This window comes from Mucilaginibacter sp. UYCu711, from assembly GCF_050433825.1.
Taxonomy (GTDB): domain Bacteria; phylum Bacteroidota; class Bacteroidia; order Sphingobacteriales; family Sphingobacteriaceae; genus Mucilaginibacter.
The window spans coordinates 469,646-494,948 of sequence record NZ_JBNPWM010000003.1 but is presented as its reverse complement, the minus strand read 5'-3'; the positions used below and the strand labels follow the sequence as shown (position 1 = coordinate 494,948).

19 protein-coding genes are annotated in these 25,303 nt (G+C 43.2%); 17 read left to right on the top strand and 2 right to left on the bottom strand.

Going from position 1 to position 25,303, the window contains the following annotated elements; genetic code table 11:
• Nucleotides 1–55: 55 nt before the first annotated feature.
• The 12 genes from ABIB50_RS09320 to ABIB50_RS09265 all read left to right on the top strand — a co-directional run bounded on the left by ABIB50_RS09320 (nt 56) and on the right by ABIB50_RS09265 (nt 16,605).
• Nucleotides 56–751, top strand: a complete 696-nt coding sequence (locus ABIB50_RS09320) for a hypothetical protein (protein WP_429379217.1) — start codon at nt 56–58, stop codon at nt 749–751.
• Nucleotides 752–903: 152 nt separating this feature from the next.
• Nucleotides 904–1,287 carry a hypothetical protein gene (locus ABIB50_RS09315; protein ID WP_429379215.1) on the top strand — a complete coding sequence of 128 codons (384 nt, stop codon included), beginning with the start codon at nt 904–906 and terminating at the stop codon, nt 1,285–1,287.
• Nucleotides 1,288–1,686: 399 nt separating this feature from the next.
• Nucleotides 1,687–2,004: a hypothetical protein gene (locus ABIB50_RS09310; RefSeq protein WP_429379213.1), complete on the top strand. Its 318-nt coding sequence runs from the start codon at nt 1,687–1,689 to the stop codon at nt 2,002–2,004.
• 484 nt (nt 2,005–2,488) lie between these two features.
• Nucleotides 2,489–3,817, top strand: coding sequence for a Gfo/Idh/MocA family protein (locus ABIB50_RS09305; RefSeq protein WP_429379211.1), 1,329 nt, complete (start codon nt 2,489–2,491; stop codon nt 3,815–3,817).
• Between the two features lie 494 nt (nt 3,818–4,311).
• Entirely contained in the window at nt 4,312–4,887 is a 576-nt protein-coding gene (locus tag ABIB50_RS09300; protein ID WP_429379209.1) for an RNA polymerase sigma factor, read from the top strand.
• 139 nt (nt 4,888–5,026) lie between these two features.
• Complete coding sequence (locus tag ABIB50_RS09295; protein WP_429379207.1) at nt 5,027–6,226, top strand: FecR family protein; 1,200 nt, start codon at nt 5,027–5,029, stop codon at nt 6,224–6,226.
• A 250-nt stretch (nt 6,227–6,476) separates the two neighbouring features.
• Nucleotides 6,477–9,779 carry a SusC/RagA family TonB-linked outer membrane protein gene (locus ABIB50_RS09290; protein ID WP_429379205.1) on the top strand — a complete coding sequence of 1,101 codons (3,303 nt, stop codon included), beginning with the start codon at nt 6,477–6,479 and terminating at the stop codon, nt 9,777–9,779.
• Between the two features lie 23 nt (nt 9,780–9,802).
• On the top strand, nt 9,803–11,203 hold the full coding sequence (locus ABIB50_RS09285) for a RagB/SusD family nutrient uptake outer membrane protein (protein WP_429379203.1): 1,401 nt from the start codon (nt 9,803–9,805) through the stop codon (nt 11,201–11,203).
• Nucleotides 11,204–11,227: 24 nt separating this feature from the next.
• Nucleotides 11,228–12,838 (top strand): alpha/beta hydrolase-fold protein, encoded by a 1,611-nt coding sequence (locus ABIB50_RS09280; RefSeq protein WP_429379201.1) that lies wholly within the window; start codon nt 11,228–11,230, stop codon nt 12,836–12,838.
• A gap of 27 nt (nt 12,839–12,865) precedes the next feature.
• Nucleotides 12,866–14,842, top strand: a complete 1,977-nt coding sequence (locus ABIB50_RS09275; protein WP_429379199.1) for a CocE/NonD family hydrolase — start codon at nt 12,866–12,868, stop codon at nt 14,840–14,842.
• A 206-nt stretch (nt 14,843–15,048) separates the two neighbouring features.
• Entirely contained in the window at nt 15,049–15,819 is a 771-nt protein-coding gene (locus ABIB50_RS09270; RefSeq protein WP_429379197.1) for a Type 1 glutamine amidotransferase-like domain-containing protein, read from the top strand.
• Nucleotides 15,820–15,846: 27 nt separating this feature from the next.
• Nucleotides 15,847–16,605, top strand: coding sequence for a Type 1 glutamine amidotransferase-like domain-containing protein (locus tag ABIB50_RS09265; protein ID WP_429379195.1), 759 nt, complete (start codon nt 15,847–15,849; stop codon nt 16,603–16,605).
• A gap of 56 nt (nt 16,606–16,661) precedes the next feature.
• On the opposite strand, the gene ABIB50_RS09260 is transcribed toward ABIB50_RS09265, so the two are convergent.
• Nucleotides 16,662–18,671, bottom strand: coding sequence for a tetratricopeptide repeat protein (locus ABIB50_RS09260; protein ID WP_429379193.1), 2,010 nt, complete (start codon nt 18,669–18,671; stop codon nt 16,662–16,664).
• Nucleotides 18,672–18,933: 262 nt separating this feature from the next.
• Here ABIB50_RS09260 and ABIB50_RS09255 point away from each other — a divergent pair, with 262 nt between their 5' ends.
• The gene (locus tag ABIB50_RS09255) at nt 18,934–19,548 is read left to right on the top strand and encodes an HAD family hydrolase (RefSeq protein WP_429379191.1); all 615 of its coding nucleotides are present in this window, start codon (nt 18,934–18,936) and stop codon (nt 19,546–19,548) included.
• Here the strand turns inward: ABIB50_RS09255 and ABIB50_RS09250 are convergent.
• Complete coding sequence (locus tag ABIB50_RS09250; protein WP_429379189.1) at nt 19,545–20,261, bottom strand: GntR family transcriptional regulator; 717 nt, start codon at nt 20,259–20,261, stop codon at nt 19,545–19,547. The genes ABIB50_RS09255 and ABIB50_RS09250 overlap by 4 nt on opposite strands.
• A gap of 178 nt (nt 20,262–20,439) precedes the next feature.
• Here ABIB50_RS09250 and ABIB50_RS09245 point away from each other — a divergent pair, with 178 nt between their 5' ends.
• The 4 genes from ABIB50_RS09245 to ABIB50_RS09230 are packed head-to-tail and all read left to right on the top strand — an operon-like array spanning nt 20,440 to nt 25,301.
• Complete coding sequence (locus tag ABIB50_RS09245; RefSeq protein ID WP_429379187.1) at nt 20,440–22,689, top strand: GH92 family glycosyl hydrolase; 2,250 nt, start codon at nt 20,440–20,442, stop codon at nt 22,687–22,689.
• A 40-nt stretch (nt 22,690–22,729) separates the two neighbouring features.
• On the top strand, nt 22,730–23,563 hold the full coding sequence (locus ABIB50_RS09240; RefSeq protein ID WP_429379185.1) for a class I fructose-bisphosphate aldolase: 834 nt from the start codon (nt 22,730–22,732) through the stop codon (nt 23,561–23,563).
• A 23-nt stretch (nt 23,564–23,586) separates the two neighbouring features.
• Nucleotides 23,587–24,732: a Gfo/Idh/MocA family protein gene (locus tag ABIB50_RS09235; RefSeq protein WP_429379183.1), complete on the top strand. Its 1,146-nt coding sequence runs from the start codon at nt 23,587–23,589 to the stop codon at nt 24,730–24,732.
• Nucleotides 24,729–25,301 carry a D-lyxose/D-mannose family sugar isomerase gene (locus ABIB50_RS09230; RefSeq protein ID WP_429379181.1) on the top strand — a complete coding sequence of 191 codons (573 nt, stop codon included), beginning with the start codon at nt 24,729–24,731 and terminating at the stop codon, nt 25,299–25,301. Before ABIB50_RS09235 ends, ABIB50_RS09230 begins: the two co-directional genes overlap by 4 nt.
• Nucleotides 25,302–25,303 lie beyond the last annotated feature (2 nt).

Genomic DNA, 25,303 nt, shown 5'->3' with positions numbered 1-25,303 from the left:
TGCAAATTAAAATCAATTGTTTTACTTTTATGTATACTTAAACACATCACATCACATGAAACCTTTAATTGTAATTTTAGCCCTTTCATTGCTTCCTGCGCAAAGCATGTTCCAATCTTTCAAAGGATGCTCATTAACGGGCACTATAACCGAAATGGGCACTTTATATCGTTCTATGGACGACCCGGAAATAGATCGGGTCACCTTGGAAGAATTGCGTTTTTTATCTGCGTCGTTTTTGGTTAAGCCCGCTTTTTTCTTCTACGATGATAGTGAAGGAAACAATGCGTATTCAACTCCCCAAACGGTTAAAGATGCTGAATCGGTTGATGGCACCGTGTGTTTTGGTGTAGGCTTACATCGAACGCAAATGAAAAAAAGTAAAGGCGGAACCAACATACCCATAATCCTGGCTCATGAGTTTGCACACACCGTGGCCAGGAAATACGGACTTCATCTACCCACCAAGCAAAATGAACTATTTGCTGACTACCTGGCTGGCGCGTATATGTTTTACAGAAATCAGCGGTTTAAACCTACTGATATCGACGCGGCTTTTAATGCTTTTTACAGTATGGGAGATAATGATTTTACTAATCCGGATCACCACGGTACCCCGGGCAGCAGGAATACGTGTATCAGGCAGGGTTTCAATGTCTGCCAAAGTGCTTTTAAACAGGGGAGTGTTTTTACATTAAACGATGTGGTCCAAATGGGGGAAAGTTTCGTCACCACCCATGATCTTGAATAGGCGAATTTGAGCAGAGAGATTCCAAACAGTAGATTTTATTTCATCCCCGTTGTTCGAAGTCGGAGACTGCGAACAACGGGGATGTTGCAGTAATTGTATAGACAGTAAAACATCATCCCCCTACATTAGTTGTTAGTAACACCAGCATACTCATGATATTTAAAATTGCACTACTTTTCTTTTTAACTATACCGCTATGTAGTATTGCTCAAAAAGCCTATGAAACAGCCAATTATAGCGGTAAAATAAAGGGCCAAACTATCACCCTCAAACTGGCTAACGGTTATATTGGCGCCAGCGAGATAAGTTTACGTAGATCGCCTAAAGCAAAACCAGTGCTGTATGCGCCTGATAGCGGCACGCCCGACAGTGATAATAAAATAAGCTTTAAAAGTGATAAAGCTACTGCCGGGTACTTCATCGTCAAAAACATGCAGGATGCGTACGACCGGCTGCCTGTTATAATTTATGTGATATTTATAACCGGCACCCAAAGCCTCCCTGTAAAACTAACGCTCGACAGGAATAAAATTTAAACCAGGCGTTTTATTTCATTTTGTTTCATCAGATATTTTCAATCAGCTGATATTAAAACAGTTGGGTTGAATCCCTTGTTCCGTTTGTTTCACATTTTCATGAAACAACTGTTAAAGCAAATCACTCCTCGCGTTTGTTATTGAGTGTCCACCCGCAACTTAGGTTATTGTCTATAAAAATGTACGTAAAAAGGGCGTAAGCGCGGTTTTTAGGCAAAAAAGGGCCAATGGCACAGTTTTGGTATTTATTAAGACATCACACCAATTTGTTATGGAAAATATAGATATCACAACCGCCATATTATTAAAGGCGTCAGACATCGAATTACGGGAAATGTTATTAGAAGAGTTGCAGCAATTCCGTTTAAAACAAGCTGCTTAATTTATAAACTAATTATTATGCAATACTACCATCAAAACGCCTCAGTTGTATATACTGATAATAAAGGAAAACAAATTGATACGTTTGTAATATTTGATACCGACCGCCAGACTGGCCTTACCCATATTAACCACGAAAACCTGACGGTTCCGGCTGATAGGTTGGCTTTGCATGCAAAAACAGTATGCCAGTACCATCTGCCTATTGATGATGCTTTTAGCTTTGAAATGATAAAGAAACTACGTTTAAAATACGCCGATACCGACCGCAAAGCGCGTAGAAAAGAAGCACCTAAGGAAGTGACCAAAATGTTGGTGTTGGCAAAAGCGTCCTAATAAAATGCCACAAATTATAGAGGTGCGGTTATAATGCGCTTTGATATTTTCTCATAAACCTGGTTTGGTAGCAAACCAGGTTTTTTTGTTAACTTTTTTCCAAACCACAGGGATTGTAGACACACTAAACTATATGGCGTACCTTAACTGGGAGGTAATGCATGTAAATTGCTCTTTTAGAGGATATATAGCAAATAGCTGGTCAGATCGTCAGCGGTCCTGTTTCAATGTTTAAACAATTGTTATTTTCACAATAGGCTAATTGTCAATTAATTATCTAAAAATCTTGTTTCATTTTGTTTCACTGCTTTTTTGTAAGTAGTTATTTTACAATGCTTTAGATCTAAATCTTGTTTCACGTGTTTCATTTGTTTCACACACGCGTGAAACAAACAGCGTTAATATGCCGCTATGTTTTGCTTATTAGGCTTAATCGTTTTCTCTTTCATATTTGCTACATTAGTTTCTTCAAAACAATAAACCAATGGAACGTAGAGAATTTATAGCAGCCGGGGCAATAGCTGCAGCCGGCTTAACCATTTTACCTTCTGGCAGCCTTTTTGCCGGTGTGGCAGATAAAGTTAGATTAGGCTATATAGGCGTAGGAGCCCGGGGCATGAGCCATATATCTGAAGCTACGCTGCGTAATGATGTAGAGATAGTGGCTATATGCGATACCCAGGAAAGTTCACTAAAACGCTGCCGCGAGTTCATAGCCAAAAAAGGCCGCACCGCGGCTACCGAATACACCGGCGGGCTGGACGCCTATAAAAAACTATTGGACCGTAAGGATATCGACGCGGTGATAATAGCTACTCCGTGGCAGTTTCATTATCCACAGTCTATTGATGCCATGAAAGCCGGTAAATATGTAGGCTGCGAGGTTATTGCCGGCCTGACAGTGCAGGAGCACTGGGATATTGTTAACACATCCGAAAAAACGGGCATCCCTTACATGACATTAGAGAATGTATGCTACCGCCGCGATGTAATGGCTACTTTAAATATGGTGCGTAATGGTGTTTTTGGCGAATTACTGCACGTGGAAGGCGGCTACCAGCACAATCTGCGCGACGTGCTGTTTACCGATGGTGCTAAATACGGCCCCGAGGCCAGCAGCGAGGCGCAATGGCGCACCCAGTTTAATATAGACCAGGACGGCGACCTGTACCCAACCCACGGTGCCGGCCCGGTAATGAATTATATTGATATTAATCGCGGCAACAGGTTTACAAGCATGTCATCTTTCAGTTCTAAGGCCCGTGGATTGGCGGCTTATGCCAATGAAGTGTCGCCGGGCAGTGCGGCATCAAAGCTTAATTATAAGAATGGAGATATCACCCAAACCATGATCAATTGCGCTAATGGCGAAACCGTGCTGCTAACGCATGATACACATTTGCCAAGGCCATATTCGTTAGGGTTTAGGATTGATGGTACCAAGGGCATTTGGATGGATGTGAACCAAAGCATCTACATCGATCACCAAACTAAACAACATGATGTGTGGGAGCCGGCCAAAGAATGGCTGGATAAATACGACCACCCGCTTTGGAAAAAGTATGCCAATGATGCAGCCAGTGCCGGCCATGGCGGTATGGATTGGTATGTATTTAACGCGTTTATACTGGCAGTTAAACAGAAAAAACAAACGCCTATTGATGTTTATGATTCGATGACCATGAGCGTAATAGCGCCGTTGTCAACCAAGTCATTAAAAGAAGGTAACGCGGTGCAGGAGTTCCCTGACTTTACGCGTGGCAAATGGAAGACGCGCAAAAATATATTCGCGTTGGATGATAGCGGCTTTTAGGTAACATTACTGCTAAGATTAAAAATTAGCTTAGCGCATTATATAAGTATCCATATTTGACGAGCCATCCGACTTCTATTTAAAACTTACCTGCGAGGCTGCAAAAAAGCTGCGCGAAGAAAAACCGCGTGCATTTTAAGATGCCGCAGTTGGTTGGTAATTAATATATGATAAGGAGAGGCGGTAAGGTTTATCGGCTATTAATTGTTGATTGCATCGTTGGCAAGCGGAACTACCATCCCTTCTTTTAAAAAAAAGCGAGCTAAATAAGTGTTTTAACAACTAAAATCTAAGCGTTGGTGTAAAAAATACACGTGAAATGATGTGCTAAAATTATTATATTGATAATTTTAGCCTTTTAAATCATTTCCAATCAAATATTTGATAAAAAAATAAGTACATATCGAAATATTTTGCATTTATGTGCCAAATTATTTGACAATAATGAAATTAAATTTACTATTTAGTATATTTGGTTCAAGATAATTGCCAAAATGACAAAAGTTTCTGATAATTATTTAATATTAACTGAAAATGAACTGATAAAGTTGCTAAAAATTGGCGATAAACGGGCGTTTGAGCAGTTGTATCATAATTATAAGGTCAGAATTTACGGTAATTTATTTAAAATGGTAAAATCTGGCGACGTTGCCGAAGAATTATTGCAAGAATTGTTTGTAAAAATATGGATCGGCAAAGAAAATATTGATCTCGACAAGTCATTTAAAGCATATTTATTTAAAATTGCCGAAAATTTGGCTTACGATTTCTTCCGTAAGGCGGCTATTAATAAAAAAATGGAAACCTACCTGGTTTCTGTAGTCACTCCCTCGACATCCCCTATCGAACAACATATATATTATAAAGAAGGTAACTACGTTTTGGCCAAGGCAATTGAACAGCTGCCGCCTAAACGTAAACAGGTTTATGTATTATGTAAGATAGAAGGGAAAAGTTACGAAGAGGTAAGCCGGTTGCTTGGCGTATCTATATCAACAGTTAATGAGCATATCGTTAAAGCATCAAGAGTGGTTAGGAAATATTTCCTGCTGTCAACCAATATCAGCTAACATTATTAGCTGCTACCTCTCAATATATCTGCCTAAACTTTCCTGAAAAATAACGTTGCGAAAAAATATTTATATTTTTTGCACAACAGAGCAGATGTAAAACGCCGCAAGAGCGTATTAGCTGTAAACACAACCAAAATTGGAAGAGGAACAACAGCTTAAGGAGATCTTTCAGCGGTACGTAAACAATGAATGTACAGAGCAGGAGGTTAAATTCTTACTTGCACATTTTAGGACCGACGATAACGAGGATACTTTACGCGAGAATATAGCTGCGAAGTTAAATGAATACCCGGTAGGCGATTTTGAGCAAAATCTGCAATCAAAACCGAAGTTCGATGTAATTTTTAACAGCATCCTGGATAATATAGCCGATGAGCATGAGGAAGAAGAAGCTCAGCTCAAAAAGTCCGGGTCACTTTTGATAAAGCTTATAGGCGGGATCGCGGTGGTGTTTATTGGGGCGCTGGCTATCTACAGCTATCATAGCTCCATTAAAGTAGGTGTTGCAGTTGTAAAGAATATACCTGCAAAAACTAATATAACACCGGGTAGTAACAAGGCCATCCTAACCTTGCAGGATGGCTCAACAATAGTGTTGAACGATGCAAAGGAAGGTACATTGGCGCAACAGGGTAATGCCAATATAGTTAAAATGGCTAACGGGCAACTGGTATATAACAAAACAGATACCGAGCCCGAAAAGGTATTATTTAATACCATGACAACGCCCCGCGGCGGCCAGTACAAGTTAACATTGCCAGATGGTACAGATGTTTGGCTTAATTCGGCATCGTCAATTACATACCCTACAGCTTTTGTAGGTAATGAGCGTAACGTGAGTGTAACCGGCGAGGCATACTTTGAAGTTGCAAAAGATAAAACTAAACCATTTCACGTAAAAGCAGGCAGCCAAACTATTGAGGTATTGGGCACGCACTTTAACGTAATGGCTTATGCGGATGAAGATGTTATTAAAACAACCTTGTTAGAAGGCTCGGTAAAGGTAACAGGTGATAAAGAGTCGGGGATATTAAAACCGGGAGAGCAATCGGCTATTAACAAAGCCGGCGACCTGAAAGTAAGTGTTGCTTCGATTGATGAGGCAATGGCCTGGAAGAACGGTTACTTTAAGTTTAACCGGGTAGGCATTAAATATATAATGAGGCAGCTATCGCGATGGTATGATGTTGATGTAGTGTATGATGGCCGGGTAAAGGAAGATGAGTTTGTAGGCACCATTGGCCGCGGCGAAAATATTGTACAGGCGTTGCACCTGTTAGAACTGGCTAACGTGCATTTTAAGATCCAGGATAAAAAGATAATTGTATTACCCTAATTAAATTAACAGATTGTTAACCCCCTAACCAAAAAGAAATATGAAGAAACAGCTATGAAACCAACTTCACAGCTAATTATAAAAAAATCCGGAAGTGCTACCAACACCCCCGGACTATAAATAAGAGTTAGCTAAAAGATCCCTGACAGAATCAAATTATTCACTCAAACCTTGCAAAGATATGCAATTAAATTTTCTTCGTAAAGACCATAGTAAACTATGGCTCTTTTCCCCCAAAGTGTTAATTATTATGAAATTAACTGTATTTATTATCACAATTTCATGCCTGCAATTAAGCGCCAAAGTATACTCTCAAAGAGTAAGTTTCTCCGGCGAAAACATCACTTTAGAAAAAGCCTTAAAAACAATTGAAAAACAAAGCGGCTATTTCTTTCTCTATAAATATAACGAGATAAAAATGGCTAAGCCGGTATCAGTACATATAGAGAATAAAAGCGTTACCGATGCCTTAAATCAATGCCTGAAAGGCCAGCCGTTTACTTATACAATAGAGAATAAAACAATTGTTGTAACCGCAAAAAACGACGAGCCCGTAATAAGCCAGCCTATCCAGAAAACAATAAAAGGAAAGGTGCTTGATGAAAAGGGCCAACCACTACCGGGATCATCAGTAATGATAAAAGGAACCAAATTTGGTACAATTACCAATGTAAACGGCGAATTTGAAATTGATGCACCCGATGCAGGAGTTTTGGTTGTTTCTTTTATAGGTTACAAACCCAAAGAAGTTTCAATCGCTAAGATCACATCGCCGGTTACCATTGTGTTAGAACTTGATGAATCATCATTAAACGAGGTGGTAGTTACCGGTTTGGCAACCAGTGTAAAAAGAAGTAATTCGGCAAACGCGGTATCACGTTTATCGGCGCAGGCACTAACAGGGTCAACACCTCCGGTTACTATTGATGGGGCCATGAGTGGTAAATTGGTTGGGGCTAATATTACAGCCAACAGTGGGGCTCCTGGTGGTGGTATCTCTGTTAAATTAAGAGGTATATCATCAATTATTGGTACTTCAGAGCCATTGTATGTTATAGATGGTGTGTTTGTAAATAACTCGCAGTTTGCTACCGGTGCAGGTGCAGGGCCATTCTCTGGCGCGGGTGCTAACCAGGATCAGGCAACTAACCGCCTATCGGATATTAACCCGGCCGATATAGAATCTATCGAGGTGTTAAAAGGCCCAAGCGCAGGCGCTATTTATGGTACACGCGCTAACGCTGGGGTAATAATCATCACCACAAAAAAAGGCAAAGCCGGTAAAACCAGGGCAAACTTTAGCCAGGATGTTGGGTTTGCTTCAGCGACACGATTCTTAGGTTCAGAAAATTGGAGTCTTGACCCGCTGGGGCCGGCCGGTCAAACTAAATTTGATTACATTTTTGGCAATGGCACCCATTATGCAGACGGCAACGCTGCAATGCCTACAAACGAACAAACACAAATAAATTTATGGAAAACGGCCACCGCGGCGGGCCAGCTGCATGATTATGAAAAAATAATTTATGGCAATATCGGCCATGTAAGTAACACCAGTTTAAGTGTTATGGGCGGGAATGAAAAAACAAAGTATTTTTTATCGGCGGGCTTAAATGACGAAACAGGTATTCAAAAGAAAACCGGCTTTCAGCGCCGTTCTGTTAAATTGAATTTGGATGAAAATCTAACCAAATTTTGGAGTTTCTCTATCGGTACCAATTACCTGAATACAGGTAACCAGCGTAGTTTTAGCGGTAATGATAACCGTGGTGTTTCTATCCCTTACACAATAGCTTACACGCCTAACTATGCGCAGTTATTACCGGTAGACGGCGTATATCCCGACTCGAGATATACTGCCGATAGCCCTATAGCTATAGCAGATAGGGCTATAGATACCGAGAGTACTAACAGGCTTATACAATCGTTTGGCACAAATTTGTATTTGATCAGGAAGCCAGAACATACCTTGAAGTTCACTTTTTCAGGTGGTTTAGATTTTGTATTGAGCGAATCGGAAGTATACATGCCTGAGGATTTGCAATCGCAAAGGTCACTTTCTAACCCGGGCGCGTCACGATTCTCAAAAAACAGGAGTTTTAATACTAACTACCAGGGCTTTTTGATCGATACCTGGAAACTGCTGAAAACTGTTGATATGACTTCGCAGATAGGTATGACCAAGCTATCTACTAAAAACGATTTCAGCTGGGTACAAGGCGAGGGTTTGCTGCCTAAACAACAAAATCCAAATAATGCTACGGTTAGAAGCTCAAGCGAAACTTTTCAAAGTTGGACCGACGTTGGCTTTGTTGCTCAGCAGGAATTTAACTGGGAAGATAAGGTAGTAGGTACTGTAGGCATCCGTTTTGATAAATCAACGCTTAACGGGCTTAATTATGACAAATTATATGCCTTTCCAAGAGCATCAGCCGCGGTTAATTTAACCAAATTCGATTTTTGGAAAGTTGAGCCGATAAGTCAATTTAAGTTGCGCTTAGCTTTTGGCCGCACAGGTGGCGAACCCACTTTTGGTACAGCTTACACCCCCCTGGGCACCACTATTATTGATGGTAAGTTAGGTACAGTTACGCCGACAACCGTAGGTAATGCTAATCTTAAACCCGAAACCGCGCAAGAAATTGAAGGTGGTATTGATATAGGTTTTTTTAACAACAGGTTAACACTCGAAGTTACCTACTATAATAAGACTACGTATGATCTGTTAAACCCATACGTTATAGCCCCGTCAACTGGTGTTACGCAATTTAATGCCTACCCGGTAGGCGATATGCAAAACAAAGGTATGGAGTGGGCCTTAAATGGTACACCTGTTAAACTACAAAATTTTGTATGGAACACTACTTTGCTGTTCTGGTATAACCGTTCTAAAATGATCAAGCTTAATATCCCTAATACCATCGTAGGTAGCGGTTTCAGTATTTACGGACGTAACCAGTTAAGATTAGGGTCTTCGCCAACCGCATGGTATGGTACACCAAACATTGTAGATGCTGATGGTGTAGCACAAGCAACACAGTATGAAGATGCACAGCCAAAATACCAGGCATCATGGCAGAATTCATTTACTTTCTTTAAAAGCTTCGATCTTTCATTCCTGATCCACAGAAGCTACGGTAACTTTAACTCCAACCTTACCCGCAAACAGCAGGACGTAGGTGGTACTACAATAGATTGGAGCAAGAGTGATAACCTATGGGGACTACCGGGTGTGCCAAATGGTAAAGCCAGGCAGCCAAGTAACCCTAATGTTGTTGCCCGCGAATATATTCAGGATGCAAGTTATTTCAGGTTACGCGAAGTATCGTTATACTATACTATACCTAAAAGCTTTTTACTTAACACGTTCGGTAACAATGTTCAAAGCGTACGTATAGGCACCTCGGCAACTAACCTTATCACCTGGACAAAATACCTGGGTTACAATCCTGAAGCGTCCAATTTTGGTAACCAATCGGTGGGTGCCAGTGTTGATAATGCTTCATACCCAAGCAGTAAACGGATATTTTTTCATTTAGCAGTTGGATTTTAATTTAACTATAAAAAATTAGAAATATGAAACACTTTAAAATAAAATCAACCCTCGTACTTGTAGCCTTATTGGGCATGCAGGCTTGCAGCGTGTTTGAAAACAAGGAGGTTGTTGACCCTAACTCACCTTCGGTCGAATCTGTATTGACCAATGCTAACGCTTCACAGCTTAATCAATTAGGTATTGGCGTTCAATCGGCTATGCGTAACGGATTCCCTAACTTGCGGTTAGTGGCTGGGTCAATAGGAAGAGAGGTTTATAATCTTAGCTCGACTGAGGTTACCTGGGTTACCGAATTATTAGGTACCACTAACGGTGGATTTAACAATAACACCGGGTTTAATGCATCGTATAATGATTTTTCGCAAACGCGCCGCCGTGCAGAGATCTTTCAAAGATCGGCAACCAACTCAACCTTCATTACCGAACCTCAAAAGAATGGTATACGGGGTTTCGCTAATACTATACAGGCCTGGACAATGCTTAAAAACATTAACATGCAGTACAAGAATGGTATCCGTATAAGCTTTAGCGATTTGAGCGCACCCGGCGATTTACTTAAACCGGGGCCATTTGTAACCTACGAAGCGGGCCTTACAGAAATAAAACGCTTGCTTGACCTTGGTGCGACACAATTAGACGCCGCTGGTACTATTCCATTTGCCTTTACTATGACAAGCGGCTGGGCCGGGTTTGCAATCCCTTCTGATTTTAAAAAGTTTAACCGGGCCGTAGCCGCGGAAACTGCTCTTTATCAAAAAGACTGGACCGGCGCACTTACAGCAATAAACAGCTCATTTTTAAACTTAACAGGACCCTTAACAACCGGGCCGGTTTTTACATATTCAACTACATCAGGCGATTTAACCAATGCCTCTTATAAAATTAAGAACGATATCGCAAGCCCTGTTGTGGCACAGGCCAAATTTGTTACAGACGCTGAGCCCAATGATACGCGCGTGATTACAGGCCCAACTGCCAAAGTTGCAAAAAGAACCTCAGATCGCTCATTTAGTGGTTTAGTTGGCAGTTATGATGTTTATATGTACCCTTCAAACATTGCCCCGGTATCAATTATGCGTAACGAAGAATTGATATTAATATACGCTGAGGCCCAGATACAAATAAACACGCCGGCCAGTTTAGCCCTGGCAGTAACAGCATTAGATGCTGTTAGAACTGGTGCCGGATTACCTAAATTAGCTGTTGCAAAACCGGCTGTAATAGGTAACCAGGCAGCATTGATAACCGAAATGCTGAACCAACGGAGGTATTCATTATTTTACGAGGGCCATCGCTGGTTTGATATGCGCAGGTACGACTTGCTGAGTACTTTGCCTAATGATCTGCCAACGTCTTTGGTATATGTACAATTGATAAGACCTTTTGCCGAAGTACAATGGGATGCTAAAAACCCGCAATAGTTAACATACACTAACATTAAAAAAATGAAAAATAAGTTTTTAATAGCATTGCTATTTATAAGCGGAGGATTATTTAATGCCAGCGCGCAGCACAAAGCTGCCGCCGGCAAAATCCCATCTTTTAAACTTTCATTCGCGCCGGGCACCAGCAAAGCAGCCATTACCGGCCGTATGTTTTTGATAATTGCCAACAAGGATACTACCGAGCCGCGCTTGCAGGTAGGGCGTTACGGGCCATATTTATTTGGTGTGGATGTAACCGATCTTAAGCCATCAACACCGGTAACAGTTGATAGCAAGGTATTAGGTTATCCAAGCCCTATGAAAGATATCCCGCCGGGTACTTATTACGCGCAGGCGGTATTGAGCAAATACACCGAGTTTAAACGGTCAGACGGCCACACGCTTTGGATGCACATGGACCAGTGGGAGGGCCAGCAATGGACCAGGTCCCCGGGAAATCTAATCAGTAAAGTAATGAAAATTACTATCAGCAAAACCGCCAATCCGGTTATTAGTTTGGTAGCTGATAAGGAGATCCCACCTATACCGCCAATGGAGGATACCAAGTGGGTTAAGCATATCAAGATCCAGAGTGCCAAGCTCACCGCATTTTGGGGGCATCCCATTTTTATTGGAGCTACTATACTTTTGCCAAAAGGTTATGGCGAGCATCCTGAAAAGAAGTATCCGTCTATTTATGCGGAAGGACATTTCTCTACCGCCCCGCCGTTCAGGTTTAAAGACGACCCAAAGAATGAATTTTATAAGGATTGGACATCTGCCGATTTCCCTGAATTTATAGGGATAACTATACAACATCCATCGCCATATTTTGATGATTCGTACGCAGTAAATACCCCAAACAACGGCCCTTATGCCGATGCGATACATGAAGAATTGGTCCCACTTATCGAAAAACAATTCCGTGTTATTCCTGAAGGCTGGGCACGTTTGCTAACCGGTGGCTCAACAGGTGGTTGGGAATCTTTTGCGTTGCAATGTTTATACCCTGATTTTTACGGAGGCACCTGGTCATACTCACCCGATCCGTTGGATTTCCATAACGTAGAAGGCATTAATGTTTATGAGGATGTAAATGCTTTTTATAAGATCCACGAATATTATAAAGTACCTACCATTAATACCCGGTTTTATATAACCGGCGACGCACGTTTAACCTCAGAGCAGCGTAATACCATGGAGGTAGTAAACGGAACTAAAGGCCGTTCAGGGGGGCAGTTGGATATCTGGAGTTCGGTTTTTGGCCCTATTGGTCCAGATGGTTACTTTAAGCCTTTATTTGATAAAAATACCGGTGCTATGGACAAGTCGGTAGCGCAGTACTGGATAGATAATTGGGATATGCGTGTTTACCTGCAAAAAAACTGGGCGACAGTAGGGCCCAAGCTGGTGGGCAAGCTCAATATCATTGCCGGCCGTTATGACGATTTCTTCCTTAACTTTGGTGTATACCATATGGAAGATTTCCTGGTGACAACCACGAACCCGTATTACGGCGGTACCATTACCTACGGCGACCGCGGCGGCCACAGCTACCGTAATTATACCACTAGCGAGCTGATAAAAGTAATGGACGCATACCTGAAAAAAATGCACCCCGGTTATAAATAAGATCGTTTCATATAAAACTCAACAATTATGAAGAAGGACTTTAACCGCTCAACAACAACGAGCGTAATAAAATTAAACCTGGTATTGCTCACTGCAATACTGGGTTTAACCACCACGCCATTAATGGCGCAACGTGGTGGCCGTGTCGCGACTCCCCCAGCCGGCGCTGCTGCGGCGGCACCCGGAAGGATGGTTAACAAAGAAGATTCGGCCTATATCCGCAAAAAATATAAAAAAATGGAGGTGATGATACCTATGCGTGACGGGGTTAAGCTTTACACCTGTATTTATATGCCTAAGGACGATACGAGGAGTTATCCCATCATGTTAGATCGTACGCCTTATGGCTGCGCGCCTTACGGGCCCGATGCTTTTAAAACATCTTTAGGCCCGTCTATGATCTTTGCGCGCGAAGGCTTTATTTTTGCTTACCAGGATGTACGTGGCAAGTTTATGTCTGAAGGTGACTTTGTTGCAACCCGCCCTTATAAGGTTAAGAAAACGCCGACCGATTTTGACGAAAGCTCGGACACCTATGATGCTATAGACTGGATGACAAAAAATCTGCCCCTTAACAACGGCAAAGTAGGCACCTGGGGTATCTCGGCTCCCGGCTTTTATACAACCATGACGGCTATCGAAGCGCACCCTGCATTAAAGGCAGTGTCGCCGCAGGCACCGGTTACCAACTGGTTTATGGGCGATGACCGCCATCACAACGGTGTTTTCCAGGAGATGGGAACGTTTGCCTTTATCTCGGGTTTTGGTGTTCCACGGCCTAAACCATCGCCAATGGGCGCTCGTGGTTTCTCTGCCTATAATACGCAGGATGGCTATAACTTCTTTTTAAAAATGGGGCCGCTAAAGAATTTTAACGAGCGGATACTGCACCATACTAATCCCCTTTGGGACGAAATGCAATATCATGATACCTATGACGAGTATTGGAAAAGCCGAACACCCGAGCCTCACTTAAAAAATATTGGCCCGGCTGTGATGACCGTTGGTGGTTTCTTTGACCAGGAGGATCCATACGGCCCTTTAAAAACTTTTGCAGCCATAGAAAAGGGCGGGCATAAGGATCTGAATACACTGGTAATGGGCCCATGGTACCATGGCGCTTTTTCGCGCGGCGATGGCGAGACCATCGGTAATATCCAGTTAGGATCTAAAACAGGGTTGTTCTATCGCGAAAACATAGAGTTTCCGTTCTTTATGCATTATCTTAAAGATGCACCAGATCCGCAATTGCCAAAGGCGTATGTATTCGAGACAGGATCAAACACCTGGCATAAATACAGTAAATGGCCACCTGCCGAAGCCAAACAAGGCGCATTATACATGCAACCCGGTGGTAAATTAGCGTTTACCGCGCCAAAGGCAAATAAGCAGATGTTTGATTCGTACCTGAGCGATCCGGCTAAACCGGTACCGTATACTGCCGAAGTTCGTGTTATCCGCGGGAGCGAATTTATGGTAGAAGATCAGCGTTTTGCATCTACCCGCCCCGATGTATTGGTTTATCAAACTGATGTACTGGATAAGGATGTAACCATTGCCGGTAATGTTAATGCCGACCTATTTGTATCTACAACAGGCACCGATGCCGATTTTGTGGTAAAGGTTATTGATGTTTATCCGGATGATGCGCCTAACAACGCGGCACTAAACCCGGCCATCCCGATGGGTGGTTTCCAGATGATGGTACGCGGTGAGATAATGCGTGCCAAATTCAGAAACGGATTTGAAAAGACAGTGCCAATGGTACCCGGCAAAGTAGCCGAGCTTAAATGGGATGTTGAGGACATCAACCACACGTTTTTGAAGGGCCACCGGATAATGATACAGGTACAAAGCACCTGGTTCCCGTTAAATGACCGTAACCCGCAAAAGTTTGTAAATATTTATAAAGCTAACGAAGCCGATTTCCAAAAGGCTACCAACAAAGTATATTTTACCCCGCAGTTTCCGTCGCATGTTGACGTGAAGCTAATTGAAAAGTAAGTGTTTAAATAAGTGTTGTGAATGACAAGGCGAGGCCGAAATTTTTTTCGGTTTCGCTTTTGTTAGGCCGCGCTTTGCTAATATCTGACAAATCGCGATAATAAAACCTCATTGAAAGGTAGTGATTATATGATATTGAAGATGCCTACTCGCAACTAATAATTGTACCTGATAATTATATAATATGAACCTTTTAACAAAAAATCATGAAAAAATTATTTGCTGTCGTTTTACTGCTTGCCGTATGCTTTGAGGGCTATAGCCAGGCAAAAACTGCTGCCGCGCCAACCCGCACTATATTGGCCACCGGCGGTAACTTTTCTATCCCGTACATTAAGTATGTGATAAAACTCACCAAAAAGAAGAATCCCAAAATATGCTTTATGGGATCGGCAGGCGGCGATAACATTGCCAAGATCATTGCCTGGTATGATTCCTGCCGCGCGTTACCTATGCGGCCTTACGTTCAAAAAGTATTCCTGAACTCTGCTCCCGACCAGGAAACGTTCGACCAAAAATTATTAAGTATGGACGCCATCATTATGGGTGGCGGCAATACCATGAATATGATTGCCATCTGGAAAGCCCAGGGCGTTGATACGGTATTAAGAAAATGCTACAACAAAGGTATTGTACTGGCCGGCGGCAGTGCAGGTTCTATCTGCTGGTTCCAAGGCGGTACTACGGATTCGCGCCCGGTAAAACTATCGCTTTGCGACGGGTTAGGATTTTTGCCTTACAGCCATAGCCCGCACTGGCGCAGGGAGTTATTGCGACGTCCGCTTTACCGCGATGCCATATCAACCGGGAAATTAAACGCCGGTTACGCGGTTGAGGATTTTGCGGCCGTGTTGTTTGAGAACGAGAAGTATGTTAAGTCGGTATCACTGGATACGATGAACCATACCTACTTTTTATCTATGGTAAATGGCAAGCTGAGCGAAAAGCTTTTGCCGGTTACAGAAATTGTAAAGTAAGCCGTTAATCCCTAATCCCACACGATCATGAAAAAACTAACCGTTATATTACTATTGCTTACCGCCGCATTTGCCGGTAACGCGCAGACCGCCGCCGTACGCACCATTTTTGCATCGGGCGGTAACTATGGTAAGCCGTTTATTAAATATGTAATGGCGCTTACCAAAAAGAAAAACCCGCGTATTTGTTTTATGCCAACCCCAAGCGGTGATAACCCGGTAAACATTGCCACCTGGTACCAAAACTGCGAGGATCTGGAGATGCAGCCATTTGTACAAATACTTTACGTAAGCAGCTATCGCCAAACAAAAAGTTTTGAAGACGTACTGTTAAGTATGGATGCCATAATAGTTGGCGGTGGCAGTACACTTAATGCCATAGCCGAATGGAAGACCCACGGCATTGATACCATATTGCGGAAAGCTTATAATAAAGGCATTGTATTAGGTGGCGGCAGTGCAGGTTCTATCTGCTGGTTCCAGGGTGGTACTACAGATTCAAGGCCGCAAAAACTATCTATTTGCGCCGGGTTGGGATTTTTGCCTTATAGCCAGTCGCCGCATTGGTTGAAGGAGCAAACCCGCCGCCCACTATACCGGGACGCTATATTAACCGGTAAACTTAACCCAGGCTATGCCTGCGACGATGGGTCGGCTATATTGTTTGAGAATGAAAAGCCGGTAAAAGTGGTATCGATAGACGAGATCAACAAGCCTTACTTTGTTTCGGTTGAAAACGGTAAAATAGTTGAAACCCCAATGAAGGTTACTGAAATTATTAAATAGTAAATAATCAGCTAATAGTGAAAGGCTGCCCTGTGTAAATGGGGTGGCTTTTTTGTTTAACGATGCTTATACGCCTCAGCCAAATTATTCTTTAATAATTGATTATTGGGATTAAGGTGTAAACCCATCTTCCCAAATTCAATAGCCTTGGCCCACCGCCCTAACCGATTATAAGCGGCGCAAATATTATTGTAAGCTTCGGGGAAGTTTGGTTTTAGTTTGATAGCTTCCATACAGGCATCAACACATTGCTGGTAGCGTTCGGCGCTATAATAAGATAGACTTAACGCCAGATATTTTTCTGCCGTAGGCGATGCTTTAATTTGCGCTGCTTCGCTATCTGTTTTGCTTTTCCTGACCTCTGCTGCCTGCAGGTATTTTTGTGTTTCTGTATTATCCGGCGCAAGTTGTCGGGTTGCTAACGCGAGGGCTTTAAGCTCGGCCCAATTCTCTGTATTTTGATACGCTTCCATCAAGAGCGTCCGCGCGTAAATGTTCCCGAATGATAAGGCTATTGCTCGCTGTAGATTTGTTATTGCTTCGGGATATCGGTGCTGTTGGTTTAAAAACCGGGCATAATAAATATAAGCGTCGGGATAATTACTGCCATAGGCTTGGCCCATTTTAAAATAGCTTTCAGCTAACGCAGGCTGCCCGGTAGCCGCTTTTAAAATGCCGAGGTTAACATACAGGCTAAAGTAGCTTGGCAGGAGCTTTAACGCACGGGTATAATAAATATCTGCGGTAGCATAATCGCCAGCTGCCATTTTGCTAAGGCCGTAGTTCATTAAGCCACGGCCATTATTGGGGCTTTTTATGGTGACATCATGCCATAACGTTTCCTCGTTATACCAAACCTCGTTACGTTGCCAGGTTGCATAAGCGCTAATGGTAAGAATAACACCTAACATAATTGAAAGGGCAATTTTAAATTTGGGCAGATAGCTTTTAATGAGCAAGGCAACAGTCCAGCTTATGCTGATTAAAAGACCCACAAACGGGAAGAACATCCGGTGGTCGTTAAGCACCTCGGCTAATGGGATAATGCTTGAGGTGGGCAGCAATGCTAAAAAGAACCAGAGTATCCCAAAGCTTATAGGCCTTAGTTCTTTTTTACGTGAAGTAAAGAACGCTATCACCAGCATCACCAAAATAAATGCCGAGCCGGTGATGAAGCGCCAGTCGGCCATACCTGTTATAAGCCCCCAATCTGAATCTGCACTTAATCCATTCGGCCAAAAAAACATCTGGAAATAGTGAGCTATTACAAATGGCTGCGTAATTAAATATTGCAACGGCGATGTGCCGCCTGGCTGCCAGGTATTAGGGGTAAGGTGCCCTTGTAGCCAGTAAAGGAAACCGCAGCAGATAAATGCAGGTAACGTTTTTTTTATAACGTTAAACAATCGCTTATTAAAAATATTTGCAAGGCCTAATTGCTCCTCGAAAAACATAACGTAGAAAAACAATAGCGGCGCAAACATAATAGCCGTTGGCTTTGCCAGCGTGCCTATAATTATAGGGGTAAGATATAGATAAAATCTATTCCATCGTTTTGAATGCTGATACAGCACAAATGCAGCTACAACGGCCAGCGTAGATTGCAGATCGGATCGGGCGATAACATAATTCACTGTCTCTGCTATAGCCGGGTGCAGCAAGTAAAATGTGACTCCAATAAGGGCAACATAGGTGTTGAATTTTAAATCAGGTGCTGTTAGATTAAAGATCTTCCTGAAAAACCAAACCATCAGCAACCCTTGCAACAGGAACAGCAGAAAAGTATCAAAATGAAAAAAGAACAAATAGTAATCGCCGCCCAGCCAGTAATCAATAGCCAGCGATGTGGTTACAACCGGCCGGTACGATTGGTTTTGTGGTAAGGTGCTGCTGGTACTGCCATCAGTAAAAAACAGCGGGATGTTATGGATATTGCGGATATAAACATTGTTTTGAATGGTATGCGAATCGTCAAAATGAAAATCGTTTTGAAAATGGTTGGAATAAGTGATGGTACATAGCGCCATCATTATTAAAATCGCCCACCAAAATTTTCGTTTTTCCATTGCTACCCTTTAACGGACATGACTTGTTTTATAGTTCCGTTTATTTTAACTTTTACTTTTTTTGCCTGCGGCGATGTGATCCTGTAACCGATAATCTTACCGTCTTTCCATTGCATATTAACCGTAATTGACAGCTACAATTCTATCGCAAAATATGTAGGCTAAAAATAGATAAAAGGCTTTAAAGATGGACAATCCTATTAATTCCTTTTGTAAAGGCAACTTACAAAACCCGTGGGCTATTTTTTTAATTTAGCGGCCTATGGAAAACAGTTTGTCTAAATATCAACAACTGGTGCAGCGCAGCGCCGGGCATTATAAAGCTTTTCTTTACGATTGTGATGGCACCCTTGCCGATAACATGCCGGTGCATGCTTTAACTTATATACAGATAGCTAAAGATAAGGGCATAACTATTACCGGCGAGATCATTGATGAATTTGCCGGCCTGCCGGTGCCTGCTGTGGTTAAAGAGATCAACAAACGATACAATACAGATTTCGATCCCGATGAATTTGCCGAGATCAGGCTGAAGTTATACCATGATGAATATATTAATAAGCTATTGCCTGTTGACCACGTGGTTGATCATTTAAAGGCACATGTGGGTAAAGTAAGGATAGCAGTAGTTTCTGGTGGTACAAGGGATGCAGTAGAAAAAACATTAAAGGTATTAGGTATTGCCGAACTGGTTGAAACGCTGGTCTGCGCTGGTGAAACGCCACGCGGTAAACCATTTCCCGACCCGTTTTTAGCTGCCGCCGAAAAACTGGGTATTGACCCTAAAGACTGCCTGGTGTTTGAGGATGGCGATCCTGGTGTGCAATCTGCAATTGCTGCAGGCATGGATGCTATACGGATAGACCAGTTGGATTAAAAAGTATCCCGCAGGAAATTCTCTTCGGTGTTACAAAATAACGACGAGTAGATCCTCACATCTTTATTATTGGTCTGCAACCGGCGTTTCATGTGTACCACCGGGTGCGATGTTTTGATATTAAGCAACGCGCTGATGTTTTTATCGGCATGGATAGCCCAGATCTTTTGCTCGCCGTCGGTTACTTCTACGTTGTAAAACTCCTTCAGTATTTTAAATAGCGAACGGTTCTCTAAATTCCTTGATGAAAAACGAGGTAGGTCAACATTAGTGATATAGGTCTCCTCGTACAAAACCGGCGTTTCATCAATATGCCTTAACCTCGAAAAGAAAATGCAGCCGTTTTTGCTTTCGCTGTCATCTATCGCGAAAAAGAAATCGGCGGGCCAGTCTTGCTTAACCGGTTTTTGCAGGATGGATGTAGTTAGCTTTTGTGTACCAATACCGGCTGTTACACCGCTCAACGAAAGGATTCCTAAACCTGATTTTGGCTGCGAAACGATACTGCCTTTGCCATGCTTGCGAATAATATAACCCATATTGGCCAGCGCCGACAGCGCCTGCCTGATAGTAACCCTGGTAGTATCGTATGATCTGCAAAGCTCATTTTCCGAAGGCAGTAAGTCGCCGGTCTTATACTCGCCATCTTCAATGGCGGCCCGCAGGTCCTCGATTACTTTTTTATATAGGTGGATTACTTCTTTTTTACTCATAGATTTAGGCATGGTGTAACTACAAATATAGTAAATGTTAGCTTAAAACACTGTGAACAAGGTTTTAAAAAGTTTAATAAACAACTTGTATATACAAGATAACTTTTATATGTTTGGTTTTTATAAACCCGGTGCAATCCCCTTAGTGCCATCATACTATAAATAACATTCAATTCAGATGAAAAGATTGCTTGGTGCTTTTTTATTCCTTACAGTTGTAAGCAATACTCGTGCCCAAAATAAAGCGCTGCTTAAATATGTCGACCCATATGTTGGCACGGCACCAAGCACTACCCTATCGGCAGGCAAACACGGGGCCGGTACCGAGCAGCGGGCCAATACCATTCCGGGTGTAGGCATACCGTTTGGCATGACGCAATGGACACCGCAAACCCAGCGGTTAGAAACCAAATGCGTACCGCCCTATATCTACCAGGACAAGATGATGAGCGGTTTCCGCGGGACACACTGGTTAAGCGGTTCGTGCGTGCCCGATTACGGCAGTGTTACCATAATGCCAATCACCGGTAAATTGGTTACTGCTAATGCCGAAGTATCAGCAGCTTTTTCGCATGCTGACGAAATTACCCGGCCAGATTATTATCGAACCAAATTCACCGATAACCAGTTAATAACCGAGATTACCGCCACCGCACGTTGCGGTATAATGCAGTTTACCGCAAGCAGGGACGATAGCCTTTACTTACTTGTTACCCCAAATAGCGATAAAGGTAAAGCGCATATCTATGTTAACCGTTCAGCTAATGAGATCTCGGGAAATAATCCTGCGTATCGCATTTATGTAGGTAGTGGCAAGCCTGCCGGTTTCAGCGGATATTTTGTGATGAAAGTTGAGCGGGTCGCTGCTAATGGCGGCGTGTTTATGGGTGGCAATCATTTTACTGCGGATAGCATTGTCAATCAAAAAGACATCGGTGCCTACCTCGGTTTTAAAGTGGCAAAGGGGGATGTATTACGGATAAAAATAGGTACATCATTTACCAGCATCGCGGCAGCAAGAAAAAATTTAGAAACCGAAATACCCGGCTGGGATTTTAACGGCGTACGGGCCAAAGCTGCTGCGGCGTGGGAAAAAGCTTTAAATAAGATCCAGGTAACCGATGCCGAAGAAAAGAACAAGCATGTTTTTTACACCGCGCTATTCCATAGCTTGCAGGCACCACGATTATATAATGATGTCGAAGGCACTTACCCGGTCTTTGCGCATCAATACCAGATTGCTAAAGTGGCACCGGGCAAAAACTATTACTGCGATATGTCCATGTGGGATATTTACCGGGCCGAGCTGCCATTGTTAGAAATCTTACAGCCTAAGCTGGTAAGCAACATCGTACACTCGTTAATACTAAAAGGGCAGCAGGGTGACTGGATGCCGATATTCCCCATCTGGAACAGCTATACCAGCGCCATGATAGGCGACCACGGCGCGCCGTTTATCGCGTCGGCCTATTTAAAAGGGATTGCCGGTTATGACGTAAAAGAGGCTTACCGTTTACTGCGCCAAAACGCTTTTGAAGTTGCGCCAAAGGCTGATTATGAAGAAGGCAAAGGCCGCCGGGCGTTAGACTCGTACATGAAATATGGATATATCCCGTTGGAAGACCCGGTAAACAATGCGCCGCATAGAGGCGAGCAGGTATCGCGGACGTTAGAGTATGCATACGATGATTATGCGTTAGCAATGCTGGCTAAATCATTAGGCCATAAGGCTGATTATGACCAACTCATCAAAAGATCAAAAAATTATAAAAACGTAATTGATACCGTTACCGGCCTGGCCCGTGCCAAACATGCAGATGGTACGTGGATCTCGCCTTTTTATCCCGACAGGAAAACACCCTACATAACCGAAGGCACCCCAAGACAGTACACTTTTTATGTGCCGCAGGATGTTGCCGGGCTTACCAAATTAATGGGTGGCAAAAATAAATTGGAGAGCGCGCTGGACAGTATTTTTATAAAAGACGAATACTGGCATGGTAACGAACCGGGGCACCAAACACCTTACATGTATAACTTTACCAATTCCCCGTGGAAGACGCAGCAGGTAGTGGCCCGGATCCGTGAGGAAGAATATACCGATGGCCCCGGGGGCTTAAGCGGCAATGACGATTCGGGGCAAATGAGCGCCTGGTACGTGTTTTCGGCACTGGGCTTTTACCCGGTCGACCCCGTATCTGATAACTACCAGTTGGGTACCCCGTTATTTAAACAGGCCGTGATTAATATGGATAACGGCAGGAAGTTTGTTATCAATGTCACCAAAAATATACCTTTGGGCATTTATATTAAATCCATCAAATTAAATGGTGTTAACTATAAAGAAAGTACCATATCTTACAAAAGTATTTCGCGCGGCGGTCTAATGGATATCGTGTTGGCAGACAAAGCATTAGAACAACAATAAATTAATATATCAACAACAACTAATACACAATTTACCGGTAATGAAAACATACAGATTAAATAGATTATTTAACGGCAAATCGGGCAACTGTTTTGACGTAGCTATAGACCACGGCTTTTTTAACGAATACGCGTTTTTAAACGGCATAGAAAATATACAGAAGGCAGTTGATGTTTTGGTTGATGCCGCCCCCGATGCTATACAGCTAACAGTGGGCCAGGCACAATACTTACAGTCGATACCCGGCCGCCATAAACCATCGTTGGTACTACGTACAGATGTTGCCAATGTATACGGCAAGGACCTGCCACGCGCGCTGTTTAGCCGCATGATTGAGAACCCGGTTGAGCAGGCTTTACGCTTAGATGCAACTTGCGTGGTGGTAAACCTGTTCAGTATTCCCGGCGAGCCCGAGGTGGCAGACCAGTGTATCCAAAACATCCTTAAAATAAAACCGGTTTGCGAGCAATATGCCATGCCGCTAATGATCGAGCCATTGGTTTTTCGCCCAAATACCGAGGCTGGTGGTTACATGGTAAACGGTGATCCGGAAAAGATAATCCCGTTGGTAAGGCAAGGTGTTGAGTTGGGTGCCGATATTATTAAAGCCGACCCAACCGACGATGTTAACCAATATCACCGCATTGTGGCAATCGCCGGAAATATCCCGGTATTGGTACGCGGCGGCGGTAAAGCCAGCGACCAGGAAATTATGGACCGTACCTACGGCCTGATGCAGCAAGGTGTTAAAGGTATTGTGTATGGCCGTAACGTTATCCAGCACGCTAACCCGGCCGGTATGACCAAAGCATTGATGGCCCTGGTGCACGAAGGCGCTAAACCTGCAGATGTAATGCATCTTTTAAAAAGTTAAAACAAACTATTAGATTAGAATTGATGAAAACTATCAATATTGGAATTATTGGCGGGGGTCTGATGGGCCGTGAAGCAGCAAGCGCGTTTGGGCGCTGGTTCGCGTTGAATGATTTCCCGGCGAAGGTGGAATTGAAAGCGGTTTGTGATTTGAACGAGCAGGTACTGGCCTGGTATAAAAATATATCGAGCGTCGAGCTGCTGACTGCGGATTATAAGGAATTGTTAGCACGCGAGGATATAGATGTGGTTTACGTAGCGTTGCCGCATAACCTGCATAAAGATTTTTATATCGAAGTATTAGAAGCAGGCAAAGACCTGCTTGCCGAGAAGCCTTTCGGTATTGACCTGGAAGCATCCCTGGCTATCAGGGATAAAGGCGAAGCCTTGGGTCGCTTTGTAAGATGCAGCTCTGAGATGCCTTTCCTGCCGGGGCCGCAACGGGTTATAGAAGAGGTTAAATCTGGCCGTATGGGCGAGATCATTGAAGTGAAAGCCGGCTTTTTACACTCAAGCGACCTGGATTTTAACAAACCTATTAACTGGAAACGACAGGTTAAATATTGTGGCGAGATAGGCGTTATGGGCGATTTAGGCATGCACGTTTTACACGTACCCTTGCGCTTAGGCTGGAAACCCGAATTGGTTTATGCCAACCTGCAAAAAATTGTGACCGAGCGCCCGGATGGTAAAGGCGGCATGGCCGTTTGCGATACCTGGAACAACGCTACACTAAATACACAGGTTACTATCGACGGTAAACAAGTGCCGATGCTTTTAGAAATGAAACGCATTGCCCCCGGCGAAACCAACACCTGGTACATTGAAATATTTGGTACCAAAGGCGGCGTAAAATACAGTACCAAAGACACCAAAGCACTATGGACGTTTAGGATTGACGGCGACCAGTACTGGCAGCGCACCGATCTTGGTTTTAAAGGCGTTCCGTTCCCGGTGATAACGGGCGGTATTTTTGAGCCGGGCTTTGCAGATTGTTTTATGCAGATGCTGGCTGGATATGTAGCCGAACGCGAAGGCTTTTTAAACGGCCGCTTTGGATGTGTAACACCTGATGAAGCCGTTGCCAGTCATTATGTTTTTGATGCGGCGTTAAAATCATTTGCTAACAGCTCGGTAGAGAAAATTGAATATCAACAACAACCGGTATGAAAAGATCAGAGATTAATAAAGCTATTGTAACCTCGGGCCAGTTTTTTAAGAAAAATTGCTGGGTACTGCCGCCAAATCCCAAATGGGATGTAACAGATTTTGGCCTGGGTGATTTTAAAAAATACGGACTGATACTAATTAATCTCGCTGAGGAAAAAGAGTATTGTGAAAAGCTGATGTACGCCGCCAAAGGGCAAACCACACCGGCGCATACCCATAAAAAAAAGAAGGAAGATATTATTTGCCGTACCGGCGAACTGGTAATTGAACTGTGGTCGCAAAATCCCGCCGGGGGCGAAGCAGGCATAGCCTTCCAGATGAAAGTTAACGGGCAGTTTAAAAGTATTCAATCTGGATCAACGCTTAAATTACAAGCCGGCGAGCGCATAACTATTGAGCCGGGAATCTGGCATGCGTTTTACCCGGGAACGGATGAGTGTATTATCGGCGAAGTATCTACCGCTAATGACGACCTGAACGATAACTTTTTTGCCGACCCTAACATTGGCCGTTATGCCGAAATTGACGAGGACGAGGCTCCTATAGTTAAACTATTAAGCGATAAATAAGC